This is a genomic window from Amycolatopsis sp. NPDC003676, assembly GCF_053587275.1.
Map to the genome: position 1 here is coordinate 20,511 of NZ_JBSFNS010000072.1, position 22,051 is coordinate 42,561.

Annotated in this window: 23 protein-coding genes and 1 pseudogene; 8 read left to right on the forward strand and 16 right to left on the reverse strand. The window is 70.7% G+C overall.

Features of this window, described 5'->3' with window-relative positions:
* Window positions 1–96 precede the first annotated feature (96 nt).
* The 4 genes from ACWDNU_RS31200 to ACWDNU_RS31215 form a co-directional block, all read right to left on the reverse strand.
* The gene (locus tag ACWDNU_RS31200) at window positions 97–621 is read right to left on the reverse strand and encodes a shikimate kinase (protein WP_370938782.1); all 525 of its coding nucleotides are present in this window, start codon (window positions 619–621) and stop codon (window positions 97–99) included.
* Entirely contained in the window at window positions 618–1,805 is a 1,188-nt protein-coding gene (gene aroC / locus ACWDNU_RS31205) for a chorismate synthase (protein WP_370938783.1), read from the reverse strand. Before aroC ends, ACWDNU_RS31200 begins: the two co-directional genes overlap by 4 nt.
* A gap of 49 nt (window positions 1,806–1,854) precedes the next feature.
* Complete coding sequence (locus tag ACWDNU_RS31210; RefSeq protein WP_449671511.1) at window positions 1,855–2,688, reverse strand: prepilin peptidase; 834 nt, start codon at window positions 2,686–2,688, stop codon at window positions 1,855–1,857.
* Between the two features lie 251 nt (window positions 2,689–2,939).
* Window positions 2,940–3,890 carry an AraC family transcriptional regulator gene (locus ACWDNU_RS31215; protein WP_449671512.1) on the reverse strand — a complete coding sequence of 317 codons (951 nt, stop codon included), beginning with the start codon at window positions 3,888–3,890 and terminating at the stop codon, window positions 2,940–2,942.
* Window positions 3,891–3,972: 82 nt separating this feature from the next.
* Between ACWDNU_RS31215 and ACWDNU_RS31220 the strand changes: the two genes are divergently transcribed.
* Window positions 3,973–4,389, forward strand: a complete 417-nt coding sequence (locus tag ACWDNU_RS31220) for a pyridoxamine 5'-phosphate oxidase family protein (RefSeq protein WP_449671513.1) — start codon at window positions 3,973–3,975, stop codon at window positions 4,387–4,389.
* Here the strand turns inward: ACWDNU_RS31220 and ACWDNU_RS31225 are convergent.
* Window positions 4,377–4,763: a hypothetical protein gene (locus ACWDNU_RS31225; protein WP_449671514.1), complete on the reverse strand. Its 387-nt coding sequence runs from the start codon at window positions 4,761–4,763 to the stop codon at window positions 4,377–4,379. The two genes, ACWDNU_RS31220 and ACWDNU_RS31225, sit on opposite strands and share 13 nt — an antisense overlap.
* A gap of 101 nt (window positions 4,764–4,864) precedes the next feature.
* Here ACWDNU_RS31225 and ACWDNU_RS31230 point away from each other — a divergent pair, with 101 nt between their 5' ends.
* Window positions 4,865–5,290: a Rieske (2Fe-2S) protein gene (locus ACWDNU_RS31230; RefSeq protein WP_449671515.1), complete on the forward strand. Its 426-nt coding sequence runs from the start codon at window positions 4,865–4,867 to the stop codon at window positions 5,288–5,290.
* A gap of 49 nt (window positions 5,291–5,339) precedes the next feature.
* On the opposite strand, the gene ACWDNU_RS31235 is transcribed toward ACWDNU_RS31230, so the two are convergent.
* Both ACWDNU_RS31235 and ACWDNU_RS31240 read right to left on the reverse strand, forming a co-directional pair.
* Entirely contained in the window at window positions 5,340–5,795 is a 456-nt protein-coding gene (locus ACWDNU_RS31235; RefSeq protein ID WP_037818962.1) for a PTS sugar transporter subunit IIA, read from the reverse strand.
* Complete coding sequence (locus ACWDNU_RS31240; RefSeq protein WP_344267364.1) at window positions 5,792–6,028, reverse strand: PTS glucose/sucrose transporter subunit IIB; 237 nt, start codon at window positions 6,026–6,028, stop codon at window positions 5,792–5,794. The genes ACWDNU_RS31235 and ACWDNU_RS31240 overlap by 4 nt, the downstream gene beginning before the upstream one ends.
* A 243-nt stretch (window positions 6,029–6,271) precedes the next feature.
* Between ACWDNU_RS31240 and ACWDNU_RS31245 the strand changes: the two genes are divergently transcribed.
* From ACWDNU_RS31245 to ACWDNU_RS31265, 5 genes are all read left to right on the forward strand, one after another.
* Window positions 6,272–7,069 (forward strand): GntR family transcriptional regulator, encoded by a 798-nt coding sequence (locus ACWDNU_RS31245; protein WP_370938789.1) that lies wholly within the window; start codon window positions 6,272–6,274, stop codon window positions 7,067–7,069.
* Window positions 7,066–8,304 carry a PTS transporter subunit EIIC gene (locus ACWDNU_RS31250; protein ID WP_370938790.1) on the forward strand — a complete coding sequence of 413 codons (1,239 nt, stop codon included), beginning with the start codon at window positions 7,066–7,068 and terminating at the stop codon, window positions 8,302–8,304. Before ACWDNU_RS31245 ends, ACWDNU_RS31250 begins: the two co-directional genes overlap by 4 nt.
* A gap of 28 nt (window positions 8,305–8,332) precedes the next feature.
* Window positions 8,333–8,602 (forward strand): HPr family phosphocarrier protein, encoded by a 270-nt coding sequence (locus ACWDNU_RS31255; RefSeq protein ID WP_033291653.1) that lies wholly within the window; start codon window positions 8,333–8,335, stop codon window positions 8,600–8,602.
* Between the two features lie 124 nt (window positions 8,603–8,726).
* Complete coding sequence (locus tag ACWDNU_RS31260) at window positions 8,727–9,542, forward strand: serine hydrolase domain-containing protein (RefSeq protein WP_449671516.1); 816 nt, start codon at window positions 8,727–8,729, stop codon at window positions 9,540–9,542.
* Window positions 9,539–11,032, forward strand: coding sequence for an alpha/beta hydrolase (locus ACWDNU_RS31265; RefSeq protein ID WP_449671517.1), 1,494 nt, complete (start codon window positions 9,539–9,541; stop codon window positions 11,030–11,032). The genes ACWDNU_RS31260 and ACWDNU_RS31265 overlap by 4 nt, the downstream gene beginning before the upstream one ends.
* Here ACWDNU_RS31265 and ACWDNU_RS31270 read toward each other — a convergent pair.
* The 8 genes and pseudogenes from ACWDNU_RS31270 to ACWDNU_RS31305 form a co-directional block, all read right to left on the reverse strand.
* The gene (locus ACWDNU_RS31270) at window positions 11,029–11,970 is read right to left on the reverse strand and encodes a D-2-hydroxyacid dehydrogenase family protein (protein WP_449671518.1); all 942 of its coding nucleotides are present in this window, start codon (window positions 11,968–11,970) and stop codon (window positions 11,029–11,031) included. The two genes, ACWDNU_RS31265 and ACWDNU_RS31270, sit on opposite strands and share 4 nt — an antisense overlap.
* A 25-nt stretch (window positions 11,971–11,995) precedes the next feature.
* A pseudogene (locus tag ACWDNU_RS31275) lies at window positions 11,996–12,559 on the reverse strand (GrpB family protein); the annotation flags it as partial.
* 43 nt (window positions 12,560–12,602) lie between these two features.
* Window positions 12,603–13,469, reverse strand: coding sequence for a shikimate dehydrogenase (locus ACWDNU_RS31280; protein ID WP_449671519.1), 867 nt, complete (start codon window positions 13,467–13,469; stop codon window positions 12,603–12,605).
* Window positions 13,456–15,804, reverse strand: coding sequence for an endolytic transglycosylase MltG (gene mltG / locus ACWDNU_RS31285; protein WP_449671520.1), 2,349 nt, complete (start codon window positions 15,802–15,804; stop codon window positions 13,456–13,458). Before mltG ends, ACWDNU_RS31280 begins: the two co-directional genes overlap by 14 nt.
* The gene (ruvX, locus tag ACWDNU_RS31290) at window positions 15,801–16,301 is read right to left on the reverse strand and encodes a Holliday junction resolvase RuvX (protein WP_370938796.1); all 501 of its coding nucleotides are present in this window, start codon (window positions 16,299–16,301) and stop codon (window positions 15,801–15,803) included. Before ruvX ends, mltG begins: the two co-directional genes overlap by 4 nt.
* On the reverse strand, window positions 16,291–18,954 hold the full coding sequence (gene alaS / locus ACWDNU_RS31295; RefSeq protein ID WP_449671521.1) for an alanine--tRNA ligase: 2,664 nt from the start codon (window positions 18,952–18,954) through the stop codon (window positions 16,291–16,293). The genes ruvX and alaS overlap by 11 nt, the downstream gene beginning before the upstream one ends.
* 79 nt (window positions 18,955–19,033) lie before the next feature.
* A complete protein-coding gene (locus ACWDNU_RS31300) occupies window positions 19,034–19,336 on the reverse strand; it encodes a hypothetical protein (protein WP_370938798.1) in 303 nt (100 codons plus the stop codon).
* A complete protein-coding gene (locus ACWDNU_RS31305; protein ID WP_406629516.1) occupies window positions 19,333–19,728 on the reverse strand; it encodes a DUF948 domain-containing protein in 396 nt (131 codons plus the stop codon). Before ACWDNU_RS31305 ends, ACWDNU_RS31300 begins: the two co-directional genes overlap by 4 nt.
* A 155-nt stretch (window positions 19,729–19,883) precedes the next feature.
* Here ACWDNU_RS31305 and ACWDNU_RS31310 point away from each other — a divergent pair, with 155 nt between their 5' ends.
* A complete protein-coding gene (locus ACWDNU_RS31310; protein WP_370938800.1) occupies window positions 19,884–20,795 on the forward strand; it encodes a hypothetical protein in 912 nt (303 codons plus the stop codon).
* Here ACWDNU_RS31310 and ACWDNU_RS31315 read toward each other — a convergent pair.
* Window positions 20,779–21,636, reverse strand: coding sequence for an NAD(P)-dependent oxidoreductase (locus ACWDNU_RS31315; RefSeq protein WP_449671522.1), 858 nt, complete (start codon window positions 21,634–21,636; stop codon window positions 20,779–20,781). The genes ACWDNU_RS31310 and ACWDNU_RS31315 overlap by 17 nt on opposite strands.
* Between the last annotated feature and the right edge of the window lie 415 nt (window positions 21,637–22,051).

Below are 22,051 nucleotides of genomic sequence, written 5' to 3' on the forward strand. Positions count from 1 at the left end.
GCGGGGTGTGCGGTCCGTGAGGGGAACCCTGAGGAACTCAGAGTCCCTCGGGGTTCCCCTCACAGACTTGAGCGGGCGCGGGCGGCCGGCGGCGGGTCACGGTTCGCGGACCCGGTCGGGTTCGAGGGCGGCGACGGCGGCCGCGACGACCTCTTCGGGCGTTCGCTTGTCGGTCTCGATCTCGACGGTCGCCACCTCGCGGTACACCGGCAGCCGCCGGTCGAGCAGGGCTTTGAAGGTCGCGCGCGGGTTGATGCCGGCGAGCAGCGGGCGGGCGCTGGACATCCCGGTGCGCTGGACGCCCGCGGCGAGGCCGACGTTCAGGAAGACCACCGTGTGGTCCTGGAGCCGTGCGCGGGTGCCCGGGGTGAGCGGGGCGCCGCCGCCGAGGGAGAGCACGCCGTCGTGTTCGGCGAGGGCCGTGGCGACCGCTTCTTCCTCGATCGCGCGGAACGCCGGCTCGCCGTCGTCGGCGAAGATGTCCGAGATGGCGCGTCCGGCGCGGGCGACGATGTCGTCGTCGGTGTCGCGGAAGGTCACGCCGAGCGCGGCGGCCAGCAGCGGGCCGACCGTGCTCTTGCCGGAGCCCGGCGGCCCGACGACGACCGCGCGCGGGCTCACCAGCGCTCCTCGAGCGCCTTCAAGTACGCCTGCGCGTTGCGCCGGGACTCGGCCAGCGAGTCGCCGCCGAACTTCTCCAGCGCCGCGTCCGCGACGACCAGCGCCACGACCGACTCCAGCACCACGCCGGCGCGCGGCACGGCGCACACGTCGGAGCGCTGGTGGATCGCGACGGCGGGCTCGCCGGTCCGGACGTCCACTGTGGACAGTGCCTTGGGCACGGTCGAGATCGGCTTCATCGCGACGCGCACCCGCAGCGGCTCGCCGTTGGTGATGCCGCCTTCGAGCCCGCCCGCGCGGTTCGACCGGCGCGTGACGCCGACCGGTCCGGTGCCGCGGTCGATCTCGTCGTGCGCCTGGCTGCCCCAGCGGCGGGCGGTGGTGAAGCCGTCGCCGACCTCGACGCCCTTCATCGCCTGCACGCCCATGAGCGCGCCGGCGAGCCGCGCGTCGAGACGCCGGTCCCAGTGCACGTGCGAGCCGAGGCCCGGCGGCAGGCCGTAGACGATCACCTCGATCACGCCGCCGACGGTGTCGCCGGCCTTCCGCACCGCGTCGACCTCGGCGATCATCGCCTCGGTCCCCTCGGCCGAGAACGCCCGCACCGGGCTCTCGTCGATCGCCGCGAGGTCGCCCGGCTGCGGAAGCGGGCCGTCGGGCGCGTCGGCGCCGCCGATCGAGACGACGTGGCTCAGCACCTCGGCCCCGAGCAACTGCCGCAGGAAGTTCCGCGCGACAGTGCCGAGCGCGGTCCGCGAAGCCGTCTCGCGGGCGCTGGCGCGCTCGAGGACGGGACGGGCCTCGTCGAAGCCGTACTTCTGCATGCCGGGCAGGTCGGCGTGCCCCGGGCGGGGCCGGGTCAGCGGCTCGTTGCGGGCGAGCCCGGCGAGCTCGGCCTCGTCGACCGGGTCGGCCGCCATGACCTTCTCCCACTTGGGCCACTCGGCGTTCTCGATCTGGACGGCGATCGGGCCGCCCTGGCTGACCCCGTGCCGGACCCCGCCGAGGAACTGGACCTGGTCGGTCTCGAAGCCCATCCGCGGGCTGCGGCCGAACCCGAGCCGGCGCCGCGCGAGCTGCGCGGAGAGGTCCGAGGTCGTCACCTCCACCCCGGCAGGCAGCCCCTCGAGCACAGCGGCGAGGGCGGGTCCGTGCGATTCTCCAGCGGTGATCCAGCGCAGCACCTGACAATCCTGTCACGGCCTGTCCAGCGGCCTGGCAGAGCCCCTGGCCTCAGGTGATGCCCGTTCCAGCGGCTGGGAAAACCGCGCACGCCCAGGTGGCCAGAACCAGGCCCGGGCCGTAGGGGACGCGGAGGGGGCCGGCGCGGATTCGGGAGCTGGCGGGGTCGGTCGATGGAGTTGGGGCGGGGTCGGTTGCTGATGAGGCAGCTGCTGTTGGCCTGGGCGACTGGGCGGGATCAGTCGCCCGAGGCGGGATGTCGAGTTGGTTCGGGGTGGGCATCTTCGGGCCGGGTTGATGGGATGGTGGGCGGGTAGAAGCCCGAGACTCTCGGAATTGGCGGATCCGGCGCATCAGCCACATCGGCGCCACGGCCGCCAAGCTCACCATTGCCGCGAGGACGGCCGCCACAGCCGGGGCCAGTCCGCCGACCGCGCCCAGTACGGCGCCGAAAGATCCGGCCAGTTTGACGTCTCCGGGACCGAGACCGCCCGCTGACAAGCGGTGGACGATCAGGTGTGTGCCGCCGAACAGCAGGCATCCCAGGGCGGCTCCGGCGGCCAACCGCCATCCTCCGCCGCTGAGGGTGGCGAGCGTGATTGTCAGGGCGACAGCGGGATAAGCGGGCAGGGTGAGGATGTCCGGGAGGCGGCGGTGCCGGGCATCGGCTAGCGCGAGGGGTACGCCTAGCACCGAAACCAGCCACGCGACTGGCAGCCACCAAGCCGGGAGTGCGCCTGCGTCGGCACGTGCGGCGGCCACTGTGGCTGCCGCGGCGGCGACCGTCAACGCGAGCACGGCGGGTATCGGGGCGTCGGCTTTCTTCATCATCACCAGCAGCACGGGGACCACCGCCCCGGCTGCCAGCACTGCTGTCAGGACCATGCGGCCAAGCCTGCTGCCGGGGCTTGGACCAGGGCAAACAGATCGGGGTGCGAGGGGACCCCTCGTGCGCGACACGCCGGAAGGTTCACTCGACGGAGGCAAAAACGGCGCAGTGCTCGGATTCGTCGGCGACGCTGCGCCGACCGGCCCGACCGGCCCGACCGGCCCGACCGGCCCGACCGGCCGACGTGCTGCGGTGCTGCCGTGCTGCCGTGCTGCGGAGGCAGCTTCAGCGTCGAGCAGAAGCCGCTTCAGCCGCGAGAAGAAGCCAGAACCCCGTCCTCAGCAAGAAAAGCCCGGCGGTGCTCAGTCGGATTGACCCCGCGCACCCGCTTGAATGCCGAGCTGAACCCGAACGCGTCCGAGTACCCCACCAAGCGGGCCACCTCCGCGATCGGCATCGAGGGCTGTTCCGTCAGGAGGTCCGCGGCGAGGGTCATCCGCCAGCGGGTCAGGTACGTCATCGGCGGCTCCCCCACCAGATCCGCGAAGCGCTTGGCCAAAGTGGACCGCGACACCCCGGTCCGGGCGGCCAGCGTGACGACCGTCCACGGCGCTGCCGGATCCGCGTGCAGCAAGCGCAAACACGCGCCCACCACCGGGTCCCGTTGCGCCGCCCACCAACGCGGAGGCGAGCCGCCGGGACGGTCGAACCAGTCGCGCAGGATGCAGACCAGCATCCAGTCCAGGAGGCGGTCCAGGACGATCTGCTGTCCGGGCGCGTCGACGGCCAGTTCGGCTGCCAGGTGGTGCAGGACGGGGTCTTCCTCGGCCGAGGAAGGCGGCCGGACGACTACCGGCAGCGCGTCCAGCAAAGCGGACATCCGGCCGCGGCTCCGGACCGGGTACGCGCCGACGATCAGGTTGGTTTCGCCGTGGAACGGATCGTTCCAGCCGAGGTGGTGCTGGGTGCCGCCTTGGTCGGGAGTGGCGCAGAACTCGCCGCATTCGACCGGGGTGGCGGAGGTGTCCAGGCTGTCCACGAAGGAGAACGGGCCGCGCACCAGGATGGTCTCGCGGGCGCGCAGCAGCTCCGGCGGATGGCCTTCCGGCACGATCCAGCCTTCGCCGTTCAGCAGCGTGCACAGGGTCAGCGGGGCACTGTCCACGAAGCGCAGCGACCACGGCGCCGACAGGGCCGTGCAGCCGAACAACGAGCCGTGCGCCCGGACCCCGCGGATCAAATCGCTGAACGCGTCCACTCACCCGAGGTTAGACGAATGGACAGGCGATCCGGCTTCTCACCTATGGGATCGTCCGAGCGAGCCCGGTTGAATCCCTGTCATGAGCACCCTCACCGACCACGATCTCGAGTTCCTCCGCCGTCCTCTGCACGGCTTCCTGACCGTCGCCGCCGGGCCGCAGCCGCCGCAGCCTCGGCCGGTGTGGTTCGAGGCCACCGGCGAAGGCACGATCCAGCTGTTCACCGCCCCGGACTCGGCCAAGATCCGCCAGCTCGACGAGGACCCGCGCGCGTCGATCGTCGTCGCGGCGCCGGTCGGGGAACCGGAACGCTGGGTGTCTGTCGCCGGGCGAGTCACGATCGAGGCCGACGGCGGGCACGAGCTCGCGCGCAGGCTCGCTGACCGGTATTGGGACCTCAGCACCCCGGAAGGCCAGGCCGGCGCGAAAATCCTGCAGGACCTCCCCCAGGTCCGGGTCGTCATCCACCCGGAGAAGGTGCACCGCTACGCGTTCTGAGCCGTCCGCCGCGCGCGGATCGCCTGCACCAGCAGCACCAGGCCGCAGATCACGCACACCGCTTCGGTGATCACGCCCCAGTACTCGTACTGGCTGTTGAACTGGTCGTGCACGCCGTAGAAGCCCACCGTCACCGACAGCAGGTAGGCCAGCAGCGTCACGCCGCCGAAGCCCAGCGTGAAGAACGCGGGCAGCCAGTGCCGCCAGGCGAGAAGCGCGACGGCGATCGCCAAACCGGCGATGCCGTTCACCAGGAAGAGCGGCCCGACCACCGGGATGTCCGCGTAGCCGCTGCCCCAGTACAGGTAGAAGTGGATCGCTGCCGAGCCGGCCAGGCCCGCCGCGCCCAGCACTCGCATCCAGGTGGTCAACATGGGCGTCTCCTTCCGTGCGGAATGCCGGATACGGACTACACGCACGGGCGACCGCGACGGTTCACCGGCACCCTGAGCCGTCCCGATTCGTTGCACAGGGCATGACTGCCGAACTTCACTCCCGCCGCTCCGTACTCGTCTCCGGGGCGGCCGTCGCAGGGACCGCCGCCGTCGCTCTCACCGCTTGCTCGAGCGGCGACAGCGGGACCGGACAGGCCGCGCCGAAGGCGGGCGGGAAGGTGATCTCGCTGGCGGAAGTGCCGGTGGGCCAAGCGAAATCCGCGAAAACGCCGGACGGGCAGGAGGTGCTCGTGGCACAGCCGTCGGCGGGGACGGTCGCGTGTTTCAGCGCCGTCTGCACGCACCAGGGCTGCACGGTGAACCCGCCGCAGAACGGCCAGGCGGCCTGTCCGTGCCACGGTTCGGTGTTCGACGCGCTGACCGGCGCGGTGAAGCAGGGGCCGGCGAGCCAGCCGCTGTCCAAAGTGGCCGTGAAGATCGAGAACAGCGAGATCGTCACCGCGTGACCGGGATCGCCCTTTGTGGACATTCACTGTCCACAAAGGGCTCCGGTGATCAATCGTTCCAGGTGAAAAGCTCGTCGCCGGCGGCGACCGTGCGCCCGCCTTCGAGGCCGGCGAGCACGTCCGCGGACGCGTCGAGGCCGACGACCGGGACGATCGGCGAGTAGCCCTTCGCGGCGACCGCCTCGGGGTCCCAGCCCACGATCGGCTGGCCCGCCCGCACCTTCTCGCCCTTGACGACGTGCAGGGTGAACCCCTCGCCCTTTTCCTTGACGGTGTCGATGCCGAGATGCACGAGCACCGCGCGGCCGTCCTCAGTGGCCACGACGTACGCGTGCGGGTGCAGCGTCACCACGGTCCCGTCCACCGGGGCGACCGCGTCGGCGCGACCGCCGGACGGCTTCACCGCGATGCCAGGGCCCACCATCGCCTCGGCGAACACCGGGTCGGGCACCTCGGTGATCGCGACGACCTCGCCCGCGACCGGGCTCAGGATCGGCAGGCTCACATCAAGTCCTCGATGTCGCTGGCGATGGTGTCCGCCTCCGGCCCGACGATGACCTGGACCGCCGAGCCCATCTTCACGACGCCCATCGCACCGGCCGACTTCAGCGCGGGTTCGTCCACGAGGGACATGTCCTCGAGCTCGCACCGCAGCCGCGTGATGCAGCCCTCGATCTCGATGACGTTGTCCGCGCCGCCGAGCGCCGCGAGAATCTTTTCCGGCCTGTCATCCGCCATCGCGGCCTCCTCGTATCCCGTTGGTTTTCCACTCGGAACAGGTGCGCTCCGCCACCATTACTACGCCGTTTGCCGCCTTGCCGAGCGAGCCCGGCCACGAACGGATAACGGTGGTTGACACCTGCTCGCGCTGCGGAGCATCCTGCCCCATCAGATCATTGGTCTAGACCGGAACGTACCAATCTTCCGGCGCGGACGCGAGCACCGGCCCCGGTGCGCGAAGCGAGGGAGGGTGACACCGAGATGAGTGCGGCCGCGCACATTCCGCCGTCCGACCCCGCCGAGCGCGTGGTGAACGGGCCGACCCCGAAGCACGCCCAGCTGCGGGAGATCCTGCGCCGCCTGGTGGAGCGCGAGCTCCCGCCGGGCTCGCCGATCCCGTCCGAGCGCGAGCTCGCCCAGCACTACGGCGTTTCGAGGCTCACCGTCCGCTCGGCGATCGGGAAGCTCGTCGAGGAAGGACTGCTGGCCCGGGTCAGGGGCAAGGGCACCTTCACCGCCGCCCGGCGGATGGAACTGCAGGTGTACCTGATGTCGTTCACCGACGACATGCGCCGGCGCGGGCTCACCCCGACCACCGAAGTGATCTCGACCTCGACCGAGGTCCCGCCGGTGACTTCGGCGCACGCACTCGGCCTGTCCGAGGGCGTGGCGGCGCACCGGCTCGTGCGGCTGCGGCGCGCCGACGGCGTTCCGCTGGCCGTGGAACGCGGCTGGTACCACGCGGGCCGGACCCCCGGCCTGCTCGACCTCGACCTGACCCGTTCGCTGTACGCCCAGCTCGCCGACGCGTTCTCGCGCCGGCCGGACCAGGCGTACCAGACGGTGTGGGCCGAATCCGCGGACCGCGAGACGGCGCGCTTGCTCGGCATGCGCACCGGCAGTCCGCTCCTGGTGTTCCGCCGGGTCTCCAGCTCCGGCGGCGAACCGGTCGAGGACATGACGTCCTGGTACCGGGGCGACCACTACCAGGTGACCATGCAGCTGGACCGGAACTCCCCGGGTTCCGGCGACCAACCCCACAATGGAGGTATCCGATGAGCGCCACCACCGCGGCTGGGGCCAGCGGGAAGAAGAAGGGCGGCGGCCTTGCCGGGCTGCAGCGCTTCGGCCGCAGCCTCATGCTGCCGATCGCGACCCTGCCCGCAGCAGGCATCCTGAACCGCCTCGGCCAGGACGACGTCCTCGGCAAGGACGGCCTCAACTGGGGCAAGGCCGCCGACGTGATCGGCGCGGCGGGCGGCGGCATCTTCGACTGGCTGCCGCTGATCTTCGCGATCGGCATCGCGGTCGGCTTCGCCCGCAAGGGCGACGGGTCGACCGCCGTCGCCGCGGTCATCGGCTGGGTCGTGTTCAACAAGGTGATCCAGGCGATCGCCCCGATCAGCGACCAGCAGGGCTACAAGAAGGGCTGGGACCTCGCGCCGATCCACTGGCCCTACAGCGTGCTGACCGGCATCGTGACCGGCATCGTGGCCGCGCTGCTCTGGCAGCGCTACCACCGGATCAAGCTGCCGTCCTGGCTGGCCTTCTTCGGCGGCCGCCGGTTCGTGCCGATCATCACCTCGCTCGCGATGATCATCCTCGGCGTCATTTTCGGCCTGCTGTTCAAGTACGTCGACCAGGGCATCACCTCCGCCGGCAAGGCGGTCATGGGCTCGCCGGAGATCGGCAGCGGCGTCTACGGCCTGCTGAACCGCCTGCTCATCCCGGTCGGCCTGCACCAGCTGCTGAACGTCCCGGTGTGGTTCATCTTCGGCGGCGGCGACCTGAACAACTTCTTCCACCACGTGGACGGCTCGGGCGCGTTCATGACCGGTTTCTTCCCGATCATGATGTTCGCGCTGCCCGCCGCGGCGTTCGCCATCGTGCACACCGCGCGTCCCGCGCAGCGCAAGCTGGTCGCCTCCATCATGATCTCGGCGGCGCTGACCGCGTTCATCACCGGTGTCACCGAGCCGATCGAGTTCGCGTTCATGTTCGTCGCGTGGCCGCTGTACATCTTCCACGCGGTGATGACCGGCATCTCGCTGGCGGTCTGCAGCGCGCTGGGCATTCGCCTCGGCTTCTCGTTCTCCGGCGGCGCGATCGACTTCGCGCTGAACTCGTCGCTGGACACCGCGCACAAGGCGTGGCTGCTGATCCCGATCGGCCTCGTGTTCGCCGTGATCTACTACGTCGTGTTCCGCGTCGTGATCACCAAGTTCAACCTGCGCACGCCGGGCCGCGAGGACGACTCGATCGAGGGCGACCTCGAGCGCACGGCCGCGAAGTAACACCCGAGAAAAGCAAGAGAGGTACACCATGCCGGAGAAACGCGTCACCGTGGCCAGCAAGGTGGGGCTGCACGCCCGCCCGGCCGCACTGGTCGCCAAGGCGGCCGCGGCCCAGCCCGTGGCGGTGCAGATCGCCAAGGACGGCGGCGAACCGGTGGCCGCCGGCAGCGTCCTCAACCTGATGACCCTCGCCGCCGCGTACGGCGACGAGGTCGTCATCAGCGCCGAGGGCGACGGTGCCGAGGCGGCGGTCGAGGCCGTCGCCGAGCTGGTCGCCACCGACCTCGACGCTCAGTAGCGATACCGCTCCACGGGGAAAACACGAACCGTGCGGGGCGCCGGAACTTCCGGCGCCCCGCACGGTTCGTTGCGTCAGGGCACTCGGAAACAGCCGTCGAGCAGGTCCTATTACGCTGGCGGGCATGGAGAGTCTGCGCCTGATCGACGAATGGCCCGTGGACAACGCCGCGGCCGGGGTGGTCTCCGCTTCCGGCGAGGTGCGCGGGCGCCACGGCGACCCGGCCCGGCCGTTCCGGCTCGCGTCGGTCACGAAGCTGCTCACCGCCTACACCGCGCACATCGCGATCGAAGAGGGCGTCGTCGAACTGGACACGCCTGCCGGACCGGAGGGATCCACCGTCGCGCATCTGCTCGCGCACACCTCCGGGCTCGCCTTCGACGCGCACAAGGCGATGGCCGAACCCGGCACGCGCCGGCTGTACTCCAACGCCGGGTTCGAGGAACTCGCCGACGCGCTGGCCGAGCACTCCGGCATCGAGTTCGCCGAGTATCAGCGTGAAGGGCTGTTCGAGCCGCTCGGCATGACGTCGACCCACCTCGACGGCTCCCCTGCCGCAGGTGCGGTGTCTACATTGGACGATCTGTTGCGGTTCGCCGCGGAGCTGCAGGCGCCTAAGCTGCTCGCGCCGGAAACCCTCAGCGCGGCCACCGAAATCGCATTCCCCGGGCTGAACGGCGTCCTGCCGGGCTTCGGGCACCAGAAGCCGAACGACTGGGGTCTCGGCTTCGAAATTCGCGACCACAAGAGCCCGCACTGGACGGGCGCGAACAGCTCGCCGCGCACGTTCGGCCACTTCGGGCAGTCCGGGACTTTCCTGTGGGTGGACCCGGAGGCGGGCCACGCCTGCGTCGGGCTCGCCGACCGGTCGTTCGGTCCGTGGGCCGCGCAGGTCTGGCCGCCGTTCACCGACGCCGTGCTGGCGGAACTCTCCGCGTGAGACTCTGGCCAGCGCTAGCTGCTCTCCTGCTCGTCGCGAGTTGTTCCGCACCGGCCGCGCAAACCCAAGCGCCGCAAGCATTGCCCGCGCCGGACGCTCCGCTTCCGTTGGGCACCAACGGCGCCACGGCGCCCAAGCTCGGCTGGGCGCCGTGCCACGGCGGTTTCCAATGCGCGACCGCGCCGGTTCCGTTGAGCTATCGCGAGCCGGGCGGCGCGAAGCTGAATCTCTCGGTGATTCGCATGCCTGCCACCGATCCCGCGCACCGCGTCGGGTCGCTGGTCATCAACTTCGGCGGCCCGGGCACCGACGGCGTCGGCGAGCTGATGCGGTTCGGTCCGCGGTATCCGGACGAGCTGCGAGCCAAGTTCGATCTGGTGAGCTTCGACCCGCGCGGGATCGGCGGCAGCGCCCCGGTGCAGTGCCCGGGAACGCCGCCCGTGGCCGGTTCTCCGTTGCGCGACAGCGCCGCGTTCTGGGCTGCGAGCGCGGCCGTCGGCAAGGCGTGTGCGGCGACGGGTGCCGAGCTGTCGCATCTGTCGACCGCGAATGTCGCACGGGACATGGATTTGCTTCGGCAGTCGCTCGGCGAGCAGCAATTGAACTTCTACGGCTATTCGTACGGCACGTATCTCGGCGGCACCTACGCGAACCTGTTCCCCGGCAAGCTGCGCGCGATGGTCCTCGACGGGACGCTCGACCTCGTCGCGAACGCCACCGGACAGCCTGGTCAGCAGCACAAACCGGTCGACGTGCGCGCCGACGTCGCGACGGCTCAGCAGCAGGAACTCGAAGCGTTCTTCGCCGCCTGCGACGCGGCAGGCCCGGGCAAATGCGCGTTCGCGGGCGGCGATCTGAAACAGAAATTCGCCTCGGTCTTCGCCCGGCTGACGCACGGTCCGGTCGGCGGAATGACGGTGTCGTCGCTGATGGAGACCATCGACCGGGCGCTGTATCAATCGTCCCGGTGGCCGCGGCTGGCGAAGACGCTCGCCGGGCTCGTGCCGTCGACGCCGGTCTCCCCCGCGCCGGTGCTCGACCCGCGCGTACCGACGCATTCGCCCGGCTTTCTCGCCGTGCAGTGCCTGGACAGCGAACTCCCGCAGGACACCGCCTCGTACCCCGAACTCGCTGCGGCTGAAGCGAAACGCCAGCCGTACTTCGGGGCGGCACCGGTGTTTTCGATGGCGCAGTGCGTCGGCTGGCCCGCGCGGGACGAGGACCGCTACCTCGGACCGTGGAACCGGTCGCGGCAGCATCCGATCCTGATCCTGGCCAACCGGAACGACCCGGTCACCCCGCTCGCCAACGCACAAGCCACCGCACGGGAACTCGGCGACGGCCGCGTCGTCGTGGTGGACGGCGCCGGGCACACGACGCTCGACGTGCCCAGCACGGCCGCTTCCGCCGCGATGGCACGGTATTTCACGGATCTGACCGCGCCTCCGGACGGGACGGTCTACCCGCCGCAGGTCCGGCCGTTCCCCTAGTTCAGCACGTTGATCGGCTCGCCCGCCTGGAACGCGGCGATGTCCTCCACCGCGCCGCCGTAGAAGATCTCGTACGTCTCCCGGCTCACGTAACCGATGTGCGGAGTCAGGATCGCGTTGTCCAGCGCCCGCAGCGGATGGTCCGAGGGCAGCGGTTCGACGTCGTAGACATCCAGCGCGGCCGCGGCGATCTTACTGCTGCGCAACGCATCCAGCAGCGCCGTCTCGTCCACGATCGGCCCGCGCGAGGTGTTCACCAACAACGCGGACGGCTTCATCGCGGCGAATTCGGCCGCACCGACCAGACCCCGGGTGCGCTCGGACAGGACCAAGTGGACCGACAACACATCCGCCCTCGCGAACAAGTCCTCTTTGGACACCGCCGTCACGCCGTGCTCCGCAGCCCGCTCCGGGGTGAGATTCTGGCTCCACGCAATCGGTTTCATCCCGAACGCCTGGCCGATCCGCGCGACCTCGGCACCCAGCCTGCCGAGCCCGAGCAGGCCGAGCGTCTTGTCCCGCAACGCCGTCCCGAGCCCGACCTGCCAGCCGCCCTCGCGCATCGACCGGAACTCCAAGGGCAGATTGCGCGCACCGGCCAGGATGAGCGCCCACGCGTGTTCCACCGTCGGTGCGGCCAGCGCTCCGGTCGCGGAAACGACGACGCCGCACCGCTTCGCCGCGTCCAGATCGATCGCCGCGTTCCGCCGACCGGTGCTGACCAGCAGTTTCAGCGCGGGCAGCCGGTCGAACACCGCGGCCGGGAACGGCGTGCGCTCGCGCATCGCGACCACGACGTCGAACCCGGCCAGCCGCTCGACCGTCTCGTCCGGCCCGGCGAACGGCGCGCTGAACACCTCGATCTCCGCCCCGAGCGGCTCCCAATCAGCGCACTGGAGAGCCACGTTCTGATAGTCGTCGAGGATCGCGATCTTCATGCCGCCCACCGTAACCCGAGGGTCAGGCGTTGCGCGCCCGCTCGATGATCTCGTCGATCACATCGTTTTTCGCGTCGGCGTAATTCTGCACGTACTCCCACACCTGTGCGGCGAGTTCGCGTTTCTTCGCCAGGTACAGCGCCAGCTCCTCGGGATGGCTGCGCAGCCGGTCGCGGAAAAGCAGATACCGCTCGGTCTGCCCGTTGCCCGGCGAATGGACGTGCAGGTTGACGTTCGTGTCCGGGCCCTTGAAGCAGCGGTGCTTCTCCCACTCCGGTTCGCGGATCACCAGCCGGTAGCCCGCCGCTTCGAGGTCGGGCACATACGCCGCCTCGTCGTCCGAATCGGGCACTTCGAGCAGAATGTCGACGATCGGCTTCGCGGCGAGCCCCGGCACCGAGGTGGAGCCGACGTGTTCGAGCAGCAGCACGCGTTCCCCGAGCGCGGCGCGGATCCGCGCCGCCTCGATGTCGTAGAGCCGCGGCCATTCCGGGTCGTACTCGGCGAGGGTGACGGTGGTGCCGAGTTTCGGCGCCTCGCCGACCCACGCCGCCTGGATTTCGTCCTCGCCGAACTGTTGCCTGGTCACAGTGAATCCCCCTGATGCTGGTGGAAAACAGCCCACCAGGATATCAGGAAATCGGCAGCGGCAGAATGTTTCCGCTCGCCTCGCGCAGCGCCGCCCGCATTTCCTCGCGCGGAGCCGGTTGCCCGGTGAACTGCTCCGCTTGCCCGAATGCCTGGTGCAGCAACATGTCCAGCCCGGTCGCGAGCCGTCCCCCGCGTCGTTCGACGGCTTCGGCCAGCGGCGTCGGCCACGGGTGGTAGATCACGTCGAGCACGCCGCCGATCCGGGACAGCTCCGCGACGTGCGGCGCGACCGCGTCCGGCGGAACCGTGTTGACCAGCACCGCCGTGGTGTCCGCCAGCTCCGCGAAGTCCACTTCGGACCATCGCAGCACGTCCGCGGTCAAGCCCGCGCGCTTCGCCGCGTCCACGGTTTCCGCAGCCCGTGCCGGTTCCCGCACCACCAGCCGCACCGTCGTGACGCCCAGTGCGGCCAATCCGACCACTGCGGCCGCAGCCGTCCCGCCCGCGCCGAGCACCACCGCCTGGTCGCTCGGAGAAGGCGAGTAACCACCGGCGTAGCGCAGCGCTCCGGTTACCCCGTCGACGTCCGTGCAGTCGGCGAGCCAGCCGTCCGGCCGGCGCACGAGCGTGTTCGCCGCACCGACCGCGGCCGCGCGCGGGGTGACCTCGGCGGCGTGGTCGAGCGCGGCCCGTTTGCCCGGCATGGTGACCGAAAGGCCGACCCACTCCGGGCCGAGACCGTCGACGAAACCGGGCAGCCCGGCGGCGTCTGTCTCGACCCGGTCGTATGTCCAGCCGTCCAGGCCCAGCGCCGCGAACGCCGCGCGGTGCAGCACCGGCGACAGCGAATGCGCCACCGGCTTGCCCAGCACCGCCGCGCGGCGCGGCCGGTCACTAGATGACGCCACGCTGCTCTGCCAAGTGCCTGTTCTCGTTGTGCTGGTCGTTCGTGACCGCGAAGCAGGAATGCCCGTCCTTCTCGCATTTCACGAAGTACGCCCAGTCGCCGGGAGTCGGGCTGACCGCGGCCTTGATCGCGTCCATGCTGGGCACCGCGATCGGCGTCGGCGGGAGACCGTAGTTGGCGTAGGTGTTGTACGGTCCCGCCTTCGCCCGGTCCTCGGGTTTGGTGAGCAGCGTCGGGCGGTCCAGCACGTAGTTGACCGTGGAGTCCAGCTGCAGCCGGATGCGCTGCGCGATCCGGTTGTAGATCACCCGCGAGATCTTGCCGAAGTCCGGCTTGATCGCCTCGCGCTCGATGAGCGACGCGATGATCAGCGTCTGGTACGGCGACATTCCCGGCCCGGTGTTCTGCGCGGTGAGCCCGGCCGCCTGGATCGAATCGGCCGACTGCTTCACCAGGTCGGTGATCAGCTCGGTCGCGCTCCAGCCGGGTTTCACGTCGTAGACGCCGGGCGCGATCAGGCCTTCCAGGCGTTTGTCCTTGCTCAGCGCCTTGCCCGCGTCGGCCAGCGCCCACTCGGGCGCGCCGAGTGCCTTGAGGTCGGCGTCGGCGACGGTCTTGCGCAGCTGATCGACCGGAATGCAGGTGCTCTTGCCGCTCAAGGTCGCGCATGAGGCCTTCGACATCAGGCTGTACACCCCCGGCGTGACCTTGCCGTCGGGCTGCGTGATGTCGTCGAACTGCGTGTACGGCCGGATTTCCAGCCGCCCGACGCGCGCGGCCGGCGAGGTGATGAGGTCGACCGCTTCCTCGCCTGACATGTGCTGACGCAGCAGGTAGTAGCCCTGCTGGATCTTGCTGAGCGCGGTGTTCTCCGCGCCCGCCTTCACGAACGCCCGGGAACTCGCGACCACGCCCGCGTCGGTGAGCTTCGCGCCGATCGCGGACGTCGTGTCGCCCTGTTCGACCTGCACGAGCGCGTCGCCTTCGCCGGAACCGTCGAAGTCCGCGTAGCCGAAGATCTTCTGGTACCCGAAATAGGCGCCGCCGCTGAGCAGGACGAGCACGAGCACCGCGGCGATCCAGCCGATCGCGCGCTTGCGCTTCCTCTTGCGCGGCTTCTTCGCGGGCGGCTCCTCGACCGGCGGCTCGGCCGCGTCTTCGGGGTAGCCGTCCTCGTCGTAGCCGTCGTATTCCTCGTCGTAGTCCTCGTACTCGCCGTATTCGTCGTACTCGTCCTCGAAGAGGCCGTCGATCGGCTGCTGGTCGTCCGGGTGCTCCGGCTCGTGCGCGGCGGGCACGGTCGGGATCACTTCGGTGGGCTGCTCGACCGGCTGCCGGCGCGGCGGCTGGTTGCGCGGATCGCGCGGCATCGACGCGTCCGCGAAACGCGGGTCGCGCGGCATGGACGCCTCGGCGAACCGGGGATCCGGCGGCATCGACGCGTCGGCGAACCGGGGATCGCGCGGCATCGAGGCCTCGGCGAAGCGCGGGTCCGGCGGCATCGAGGTGTCCGCGAACCTCGGATCGCGCGGCATGGAGCCGTCCGGCGGCGGAGCGGGCGCGCGCCGGGCCGGAGGCGGGGGTGGCAGGTCCGGCGCCCGGCGACGGCCAGGCGCGACGGCTTCCACCGGCACGTCGACGTCATCCCGGCGACGGCGGCCGGACGGAGGTTCGACCTCGACCGGTGGCGGAACGTCCTCGCGACGACGGCGACGCCCAGCGGGCGGCTCGGCAGGAGGCGGCGCGTCCTCGAGACGGCGACGGCCTGCCGGAGGCTCGGCGTCGACCGGCGGAACGTCCTCGCGGCGACGCCGTCGACCGGCTGGCGGCTCGGCGTCCGCCGGCGAAACTTCGTTCCCGCTCACCGGTGCATCGCCCGGAGCTATCCGGCGCGGACGGGCCCGCGGAAGGTCGTCGGCCGCGTGCGGCGGCAGATCCCAGTTCTCCGTAGACCGCTTCGGCGGCGGGGCCGGACGCCGCCGCCGGGCCGGCGGCGCATCAGCGGCCGGGCGACGCGGCGGCTCGGCGGGAGGCATCGCATCGGGCGCGACCCGACGGGTCGCTTCGCCGGCCGGACGAGGCGCACCCTCGGGCGCGCGTCGGCGGCCTTCCGGAGCGGGAGGACGCTGAGGCCGTCGTCGTTCGCCGGACGGCGGCATGCCCTCCGGCACCTCGCCGCGCGCACGGCGAGGAGGTAGTTCGTCTTCAGGCTCGCGCCGCCTGCGCCGCCCGCCCGGAGCGCCGGAACCCGCCGCGGGGTCCGGGAAATCCGGGGTGTCGGGGTTGCGCAGCCGACGGCGGCCGCCCGGGTCGCCGGGGCCGCGGGGGTCGGTCATGAGTCGCCTTTCCGGGCGCGGTGCGCGGCGGCGGCGTCGAGCCAGGCTTGCAGGATCTCGACTGCCGCTGCCTGGTCGACCACGGCGCGCTGCTTGCGTCCCTTGACCCCCCGCTGGGACAGCATTCGCGACGCGGTGACCGTCGTCAACCGCTCGTCTGCCAGCCGCACGGGCACGTCCCCCACGCGCCCGGCGAGCTGCTCCGCATACGCGATCGCGATGTCCGCGGCCGCGCCCTGCCGGTTCGCCAGCGTCCTCGGCAAGCCCACGATCACCTCGACCACCTCGTGTTCGGTGACGAGATCGGCAAGCCGGTCCAGATCGCTGTCGTCCTTCGCATCACGGGAGAGGGTAACGAGCGGGCTCGCGAGCACGGGGGCGGGATCGCTCAGCGCGACCCCCACCCGGACAGACCCGACATCGACCGCGAGCCGCCTGCCCCGCCCCGGATCGGACTCGCCGGGCCGATCCGGGCCTCTCCTGGAGTTAGCGGCCAAGGTTCGCGACCGCCGCGCGCAGGGCCGTGACGGCCTGCTCCGCGCCGGCCGGGTTGCTGCCGCCGCCTTGGGCCATGTCCGGCTTGCCGCCGCCGCGTCCGCCGATCGCCTCGGCGAACGACGGCACGAGCTTGCCCGCCGCGATTCCCTTGTCGCGCGCCGCGGAGGTCGTGGCGACCACGAAGGCCACCTTCTCCCCCGACGGCGCGAACAGCGCGACCACACCGGCGCGTTCGCCGAGGCGGCCGCGGATGTCGGAGGCGAGCGCGCGCAGGCCGTTGCCGTCGACGTCCGGCACGACCTCGGCGACCACCGAGACGCCGGAGACGTCCTGCGCCTTGTCCAGCAGCGCGCCCGCCGAGCCGAGCACCTGCTGCGTGCGCAGCTGCTCGATCTCCTTCTCGGCGTTCTTCAGCCGGGACAGCACGTCCTCGATCCGGCCGGGCAGTTCGTCCGACGGCACCTTGAACGTGTTCGCCAGCTGCGAAACGAGCAGCTGCTCCTTGCGCACGTGCTTGAGCGCGTCCGGGCCAACCAGCGCCTCGACGCGGTGCACGCCGGAGCCGACCGACGCGTCCGACACCAGCTTGACCAGGCCGAGCTGGCCGATCCGGCCGACGTGCGTGCCGCCGCACAGCTCGCGCGAGTACTCGCCCATGTCGACGACGCGGACGTCGTTGCCGTACTTCTCGCCGAACAGCGCGACCGCGCCCAGCTCGAGCGCCTTGTCCTTGGTCGTGGTGTAGCTCTGCACCTCGACGTCGGTCTGCAGGTAGTCGTTCACTTCCTGCTCGACCTCGGTGAGGATGTCGGCCGACACCGCGCCCGGCGTGGTGAAGTCGAACCGCATCCGGCCCGGCGCGTTGAGCGAACCGGCCTGCGCCGCGCGCTTGCCGTACGCGCCGCGGACCGCCGCGTGCACCAGGTGCGTGGCCGAGTGCGAGCGCTCGATCGACAGGCGGCGGTTCGCGTCCACCGATCCGGTGAGCCGGGTGTCGAGCGCGACCTCGCCCTCGGTGACCTCGACGCGGTGCACGAACAGGCCCGGCACGATCTTCTGCACGTCGAGCACCTTCAGCTCGACGCCGTCGCCGACCAGCACGCCGGTGTCGGCGATCTGCCCGCCGCTCTCGGCGTAGAACGGGGTGCGGTCGAGCACCAGCTCGGCCTTGCGGCCCGCGGCGACGCTGCGCACCGGCAGGCCGTCCTCGAGCAGGCCGACGACCTTCGCGTCCGCCTGCAGCTCGGTGTAGCCGAGGAACTGGGTTTCGCCGTGCTGTTCGAGCACCTTGCGGTACTCGGACAGGTCGCCGTGGCCGCTCTTGCGCGACGCCGCGTCCGCCTTCGCGCGCTTGCGCTGCTCCTCCATGAGGGTGCGGAACCCGGCCTCGTCCACCGTCAGGCCCTGTTCGGCGGCCATCTCCAGCGTCAGGTCGATCGGGAAGCCGTAGGTGTCGTGCAGCTGGAACGCCTTGTCGCCGGCGAGGACGTCGCCGCCGCCCTTCTTCGTCTCGGCCGCGGCCAGGTCGAAGATGCGCGAGCCGCTGGTGAGGGTGGCGAGGAACGCCTCCTCCTCGACGCGCACGACCTCGGAGATCCGGTCGAAGCCGCTGACCAGCTCGGGGTAGGTCGGGCCCATGGTCTTGCTGACGACCTTCGCGAACTCCTGCAGCACCGGCTCCTGCACGCCCAGCAGGCGCGTGGAGCGCACGATGCGGCGCAGCAGCCGGCGCAGCACGTAGCCGCGGCCGTCGTTGCCGGGGGTGACGCCGTCGCCGATCAGCAGCACGCCGGTGCGCGCGTGGTCGGCGATGACGCGGAAGCGCACGTCGTCGGCGTGGTTGGCGCCGTAGCGGCGGCCCGAAAACTCCTCGGCGCGGCCGATCACCGGGCGCACCAGGTCGGTCTCGTACACGTTCTCGACGCCCTGCAGGATCGTCGCGACGCGCTCGACGCCCATGCCGGTGTCGATGTTCTTCTTCGGCAGCTCGCCGATCGGCGGGTGGCCCAGCTTCGGGCTCTGGTCGCCGCGGACGTCCTGCATGAAGACGAGGTTCCAGATCTCGATGTAGCGGTCCTCGTCGGCGACCGGGCCGCCTTCACGGCCGTACGCCGGACCGCGGTCGTAGTAGATCTCCGAGCACGGGCCGCCGGGACCGGGCACGCCCATGTCCCAGTAGTTGTCCTTGCCGTCGCGGACCTGGATGCGCTCGCCGGGCAGGCCGGTGAGCTTGCGCCACAGCCCGGCCGCCTCGCTGTCCTTCTCGTAGACGGTCGCCCAGATCCGGTCCGGGTCGAGCCCGAAGCCGCCGTCGTCCTGGGACTTGGTGATCAGCTCCCAGGCGTTCTCGATCGCGCCTTCCTTGAAGTAGTCGCCGAACGAGAAGTTGCCCGCCATCTGGAAGAACGTGTTGTGCCGGGTGGTCTTGCCGACCTCGTCGATGTCCGGCGTGCGCACGCACTTCTGCACCGAGGTCGCGCGCGGGTACGGCGGCGGGGCCTCGCCGAGGAAGTAGGGCTTGAACTGGACCATGCCGGCGTTGACGAACAGCAGGTTCGGGTCGTCGAGGATCAGCGGGGCGCTCGGCACGCGCGTGTGGCCCCGGCTTTCGAAGTGGCGCAGGAAACGGTCGGTGATCTCGTGTGTGTCCACGGGTACGTCCTTGTGCTGAAGACCCGGCTTCGGCCGGGGAAGTAAACGGGGGTCGGAGGCGGCGGAAGGCGCGCGGAGATCAGCCCTCCGCCCGGCGAGCTCGCCGGGCGGGGCGACGTGCGGCGTGCCGGCCCGCGCCCGAAGGCGGCGTGACGGCGGCGGTCCGCTCCTCGACCATGTCGTGCAGCTCCTGTTCCCGTTCGTTCATCCCGGCGCGCACCTCGGCGCCGAACGAACCGACGGCGCCCGCGAGTTCCCGCACGGCGTCGCCCAAGTTCGATGCTAACCCGGCAGGCGTGGCCTGACGAGCGGTTTCGCTCGCCTTGCGGCTCAGCGCGACTCCCGCGACGACCCCGACCCCGAGCCAGAACAGCCGCTTCACTTCTTCCCCCGGCGGGCCGGGCGCTGCGCCTTCGCTTCCTGCTTCTTGCGGCGCGCGCGGATCGCCTTGCTGATCCCGTACGACAGCGCGGCGGTCTTCACCAGCGGGCCGCCGAGCGTCGCGGTGAACACCGACGAGAGCGCGGAAACGTTGCCGCTCACCGCCTGCGCGTTCGCGGTGATCCCGTCGACGCGCTCGAGCTGGGTGTTGACGTGCGTGATCGTCTCGTTGGCCCCGATCAGGATCGGGTCGCTGTTCTCGTGCGCCTTGCGGATCGCGATCGTCGCCTCGTCCAGCGTGCGGCCGAGCTTGAGCAGCGGGATCGCCAGCAGCAAGACCAGCAGTACGAAAGCTCCTGCGGCGATCAGCGCGGCGATCTGCCCTGCCGACACGGGCCCTCCTCGGGTGGTGCGGGGTCTTAGGTGGTGTGAGGTTACCGCCTGCGGAGCTTCTCGGCGGGGACCCCCCGCCGCAGTGGTCACCCAGCGCAGTCGCCGCTGCCGGAAAACAGTTCGCGAAGCCGGGCCCGGGCTGGTCTCCTCAGGTGATGGCCTCCTCGAACGGACGCGGTCCGCTCCCCCGCGTGCTCGCCGGACCCGGCGGGCGAGCCGCCGACGTGCTCACCGAGCTTCCCGGCGCGGACCTGACGACGCTGCAACTGGAAGTAGCCCGGCGGCGAGCCGCGAAACTGCGCGGACCGGATGTGTTGCGCCGCTACCGCGCGGACCGGTTCACCACGCCCGCGCCACTGCCTTTCGACGCGCTCCGCCGGGTCGAAGACGCCCTGCTTTCCGCTGCCCCGCCGGAATTCGACCGGGTCACGCTCTCCCCGGTGACCCCGCTCGGCACTCACTCCACAGTGGCCGGACTAGCCCAGCACCGCGTCGTCCCGACCGGCCGCGGCACGGAAGTCGCCGCGGACCCGACGAACGGTCTGGCGCTGGAAGCCGCAGTCCGCCGCACCGGTTCCTCGCCAGTGCGGCTCACCACCGTGCAACGCGTCGTCCGGGCCCAACCTCCGGGCCCTGGACTCTTCGCCCACTTCTCCCTGTTCGCCGCCGTCACCGCCGGTCGCGACCGCGGCAGCCTGGCCTTCGAACGCGAACACCTGGTGGAACACGCCCGATTCCTCACCACCGCGGTACGCGCCGCCGGTGCCCACGCCGCCGGCTTCCAAGTGACCACAATGGACAACCGCTTCGCTGACTTCGCCGCTTCAGTGCAAGACGCATTGCCGGACGTCGAGGTCTCCGACGCCTCAGACCGTGCCATCGGCCGCGATTACTACTTCGGCCTCTGCTTCACCGTCACCGCGGACTTCGGCACCGGCCCAGCCGAAGTAGGCGATGGCGGCTTCACCCCGTGGACCGCACGATTGCTGGGAAACGCGAAGGAACGCTTGCTCGTCTCCGGCATCGGCGTGGACCGAGTCGCGTCGCTGCTCAATGCCCCTTCTTGACGATCCCCTCGTACACCGCCGCCATGTCGTCCTCGCCATGCCCCGCTTCGACCGCGCTCTCGAGATGCGCCAACGCGGCCGCCGCCCCGCCGACGTCGATCGCGTGTCCCGCAGCCTCCACCACGAGCCGCGCGTCCTTCGCCGCGAGCGAGGCCGGGAAGCTCGCCGGGTACTCGCCGGACAGCATCATCGGCCCCTTCGCCCGCGCGTAAGGAACGTCGAACCCCGTGCCGCTCATGACGTCGAAGAACAACTGCGGGTCCACCCCGAGCACGCGGGCCAGAGCGAGGCTCTCGCCGGTGCCGTTGGTGAGCGCGAGAATCCAAGCGTTCATCACCAGCTTGAGCCGCGTCGCCGTGCCGGGTTCAGTGCCGAGCCAGCGAGTCTTCGAACCGATCGCGTCGAAGACCTCCGCAGCCCCTTCGTGCACGTTGTCCGGCCCAGCCGCGAGCACCTGCAGTTGCCCTTGCTCAGCGGGCCCCTTCGTCCCCATCACCGGACAATCGACGAACGGAACCCCAGCCGCGACGGACGCCTCCGCAAGCCGATCAGCCCACTCGACCCCGACGGTGCTGGTCTGCAACCAAATCGTCCCCGGCTCCAGCGAAAGCCCGCGAAACACCTCCGCGACCGCAGGCCCGTCCGCGAGCATGGTGACCAGAAAGTCGGCGCCCTTCACCGCTTCGCCAGGTGTCTCGACAACCGTGACGCCCTCCGCGGCAAGCGGCTCAGCCTTCGCGAGCGTGCGGTTCCAAGCGCGCACGCTCACCCCAGCGCGAGCAAGATTGGCGGCCATCGGACGGCCCATGATTCCGGTGCCGAGGAATGCGACTGTGGTCATCCGGCCATCGTGCCGCCAGCCACGCGGATCGGCAGGATCAGCGCCTCCGCACTGCCCCCGTTGACTTGCCACGATCAGCGACCAACACGGCGAACCGGACCAATCCCGCCGCCAGCCCGCTCCCCCTGTCCGTGAGGGCCACCCTCAGGGAATCTGATTCCCTCAGGGTGGCCCTCACGACCCGTCGCAGGTCGTGAGGGACCCTTTCACGGAATCAGATTCCCTCAAGGAGCCCTTCACAGACCGCCCACCCCGCCGCGACGCGCCCCAATGCGGCATTGGGTGCGTCGCATGCACCCAATGCGGCATTCGGTGCGTCACATGCACCCAATGCGGCATTCGGTGCGTCACATGCACCCAATGCGGCATTCGGTGCGTCACATGCACCCAATGCGGCATTCGGTGCGTCACATGC